This is a genomic window from Staphylococcus sp. HMSC077D08 (genome assembly GCF_001837945.1).
GTDB classification, from domain to species: Bacteria; Bacillota; Bacilli; order Staphylococcales; family Staphylococcaceae; genus Staphylococcus; species Staphylococcus epidermidis.
In genome coordinates this window covers 18,220-21,740 of the sequence record NZ_KV834806.1, presented here as the reverse complement: position 1 = coordinate 21,740, position 3,521 = coordinate 18,220, and the positions used below count along the sequence as shown (strand labels likewise).

General features: G+C 30.2%; 3 protein-coding genes and 1 pseudogene. 3 read left to right on the top strand and 1 reads right to left on the bottom strand.

Going from position 1 to position 3,521, the window contains the following annotated elements:
* Nucleotides 1–61: 61 nt before the first annotated feature.
* Nucleotides 62–1,537: a nickel ABC transporter substrate-binding protein gene (nikA, locus tag HMPREF2663_RS09190; protein ID WP_070846290.1), complete on the bottom strand. Its 1,476-nt coding sequence runs from the start codon at nucleotides 1,535–1,537 to the stop codon at nucleotides 62–64.
* A 249-nt stretch (nucleotides 1,538–1,786) separates the two neighbouring features.
* Between nikA and HMPREF2663_RS09185 the strand changes: the two genes are divergently transcribed.
* The 3 genes and pseudogenes from HMPREF2663_RS09185 to HMPREF2663_RS09175 form a co-directional block, all read left to right on the top strand.
* The gene (locus HMPREF2663_RS09185; RefSeq protein WP_002490688.1) at nucleotides 1,787–2,506 is read left to right on the top strand and encodes a sirohydrochlorin chelatase; all 720 of its coding nucleotides are present in this window, start codon (nucleotides 1,787–1,789) and stop codon (nucleotides 2,504–2,506) included.
* 297 nt (nucleotides 2,507–2,803) lie between these two features.
* Entirely contained in the window at nucleotides 2,804–2,938 is a 135-nt protein-coding gene (locus HMPREF2663_RS13050; RefSeq protein ID WP_002490632.1) for a hypothetical protein, read from the top strand.
* Nucleotides 2,905–3,399: pseudogene (locus HMPREF2663_RS09175) on the top strand (transposase); the annotation flags it as partial. The gene HMPREF2663_RS13050 and the pseudogene HMPREF2663_RS09175, both read left to right, overlap by 34 nt.
* Nucleotides 3,400–3,521 lie beyond the last annotated feature (122 nt).

The window sequence follows — 3,521 nt, the reverse complement described above, 5'->3', positions numbered from 1 at the left end:
TTATGAAAACTCATTTACTGGCTATTTTGCTAAGAATTATGTCCAAGGCTCGTATCAATTATTATTCTTTTTTACTTAATTTATAATCAATTAAATAGATAGATTCTGGTGTAACATTAAAATGTCTTACATTATTATTCACACCATCTATTTGAGAGTTGTAAGTGATATAGCTGTTAGGAACATCTTTTTTAGATTCATTTAGTATTTCATTAGTCACTTGAGCACGTTGTTTGTCACCGAAAGTAGTATTTAATTTTTTAATTAACTGAGTGACTTTAGGATTACTATAATTACCTTTATTTAATGCACCTTCAGGTAAGTATGCAGTGTTAAAGAAATAACCTGTATCACCACGTGGCACACTTAAATAACTATACATTGAAACATCCCAAGCCTGTTTGTTTTTGAGATAACCTTCGATATCATCTACATTGCGTAATTGTATATCAACATTTGCTTTTTTAGCTTCTGATTGTATCACCTGTCCAATTTTAGGCAATTCTGGTCGACCATCGTATGTGACCATATTTAATTTAAGAGGATGCGATTTGGAATAACCTTCTTTAGCTAAAAGTTCCTTTGCACGCTTGATGTCTTGTGATTGAATTTCTTCTTTTTCTAATGATTTTAATCGATGGTTGAAAGGACCTGATGCAGGATCAGCATAATTTTTAGAAACATTTTTAGCAATGTCTTTTCGATTGATAATCATATCTAGTGCTTCTCTTACTTTTTTATTAACTTTTTTACTATCATGATTGTATAACATTAAATGCGTTCTAAAGCCTGATGTACTTTGAATCTTTGCTTTGTTAGATTTTTTTACATCATCAACGCGTTCAATTGGAACATCAGTAGTCAAATCTGATTTGCCTGCTAATAAGTGATCAACACGAGTATTACCATCTTCATGATAAGTGACATTAATTCTTTTTAATTTTGGCGTACCTTGCCAGTAGTCTTTGAATTGTTTTAATACGATTTTTTGCGAACGTTTATAACTGTCAATTTGATAAGGACCCGTACCAACAGGTTGATCAGTTACTTTGTTTTTAGCTTTTGTGTCGTATATAGCAGCAAATGGGCTTGCGAGTTCAGACTTTAATTCTGGATAAGGTTCTTTAGTATTGATTGTGACTTTTTGTCCAAGAGCGTTGATTGATTTGATAGGAAGTGATCCTTTTAACAAATCACTTTTTTTCATTCCCTCTTCAAGACTGCGTTTTACAGCTTCGCCTGTTAAATGATGACCGTTTTGAAATTTAATATTATCTTTTAATGTGAGTTCTAGTTGATTGTCAGATACTTGATGATATTTTTTGACTAATAAAGGTTTAACTTTACCATTTTTCGACATTTTAAAAAGCGATTCCAAGGCACCTGTTTTAACTGGGATATCAGTTTCGTAAGGTGCAATTGATTTAGTTTTCAAAGGTATTTCAACATTGAGGGTGTCTTTGTCAGTACTTGAGGTACCCCCACAGCTCGCTAAAACAAAAGATATCATGACAATAAGAGTAATCAATTTTTTCATAAATGAAATCCTCTCTAAATATGAATTATTTGAGATATTTAAAAATGTAATTATGTAGTAAATATATATACAATTGGCATGATTATATTTATAAACTCTCAACGAATTTTATTATATAACTTATAATTTAAAAAATAAAATTTTTGACAACTATGATAGTACATTTATTTAAGATACTACAATATACATTGGTACATAAATGTGATTTAATTATTCGTAATAATGATAATACAAAAGGGTGGGATAATTATGATAGGTAATATTTTAGTCGCTCATGGTATGAGAAAAGGAAATCAGAATGAAGCTTTAGAAGAATTTATCGGAACTCTATTAAAAGATGAGCAATATTATTATGAGTTAGCATTTTTAGAAAGTGAAACACAAAATCTTGAAATCATAATGGAGAAGATGATTAAGCAAGGAATTACAAAATTTCGTATTGTACCTTTACTCATTTTTAGTGCAATGCATTATGTCAGTGATATTCCACAAATACTTAAAGAGATGAAAGCTCGATATCCACAAATTGATAGTAAAATGAGTGCGCCTCTTGGTACACATCCATATATGAAAACATTGGTAGAAAATAGAATTGCTGATGAAAAAGTCAGTGAAGATTCAACCCAAGCAACTATAGTAATTGCCCATGGAAATGGAAGTGGACGTTTTACGAAAGCACATGATGAATTAAAAGCATTTGTTAAAACGCTTGATAGTCATCATCCTGTTTATGCAAGAGCTTTATATGGGACATTGGCATTTAAAAATGATTTAGATAAAATCTCAGAGCAATATGACGAGTTAGTCATTGTCCCATTATTTTTATTTGATGGTAGATTGGTGAATAAAGTAAAACGCCTTTTAGGTGAAATGACATTGCATAGTCAATTACACATTACGCCCTCGATTAACTTTGATCCAATTTTAAGATTAATTATTAGAGAAAGACTTGAAGCTTTAGATATTTAATATGGTTCAATTATTTTAAATGAAATTAAAAAATATTAATGATATGATTCGCTAAGATTGGGGGCTGGGACATAATTCCTATCTAAATAGCCAGTAAATGAGTTTTACATAAATTCATTTACTGGCTTCTTTATTTACAATACTTCGTATTGTTGGCTCGCTTTCTTAGGGGACAGCTTCAGCCTGTAGTCTTCAGCTTGTCCTGTTCCCTCAAGTGTCTCGCCAAAATACTTTAAAAAATAAGGCACTTTCGTATAATTTAATAAACATCACTAAACTAAATTAACGAGGTGCCTTATGCACAAAGATTATAATATGACTCAATATACTCTACTAATGGAAACTTCAGTTCTTATCCCCACAAATGATATTGTAGAAACAACTCCGAGACTGAATTCGATGAATTCATTTGTTTGGACAATCAAAGACTAGGATTTAACAGATATGCCTATCATCATGATAAAAATGGTTTTAAACGAGACTTTAAATAATATGAATGTGATGATTGTTCCGAATGTCCTCTGAAACATCAATGAATGAACTTCAATTCAAAACAAATAAAAAAATAATGAAGAATTATAATTGAGAATATTTTAAAGACAAAATTAATAAAAAGTTTTCAGAACTAAAACAAAAAACCATCTACAGTCAAAGAAAATTTGATGTGGAGCCTGTTTTTGGATTTATGAAGGCTATATTGTGTTACACTAGAATGTCAGTTCGAGGGATAGATAAAGCCAAAAGAGAACTAGGATTTGTGCTAATGGTACTTAATATAAGAGAAGTAACAGCTCAACGAGCTGAAAATAATCAAAAATTTATAAAAAAGACAATTTCGATATTTTTCAATAGAAATTGTCCTTATTTACTTATCTTGGAACTTGCCTACTTAATGCTCGATGATATTGTTTAGATAGTGAATGCGGTTCATTATAAAATAGTTTGTGCTTTAAAATGACAGAGTAAAGTGTCATTTCAATTGCAACATATATTATAAATTAATTTATAATATATG

Coding starts and splice junctions, on each gene's coding strand:
- nikA (WP_070846290.1), bottom strand. CDS start 1,537: ATGAAAAAATTGATTACTCTTATTGTCATGATATCTTTTGTTTTAGCG.
- HMPREF2663_RS09185 (WP_002490688.1), top strand. CDS start 1,787: ATGATAGGTAATATTTTAGTCGCTCATGGTATGAGAAAAGGAAATCAG.
- HMPREF2663_RS13050 (WP_002490632.1), top strand. CDS start 2,804: ATGCACAAAGATTATAATATGACTCAATATACTCTACTAATGGAAACT.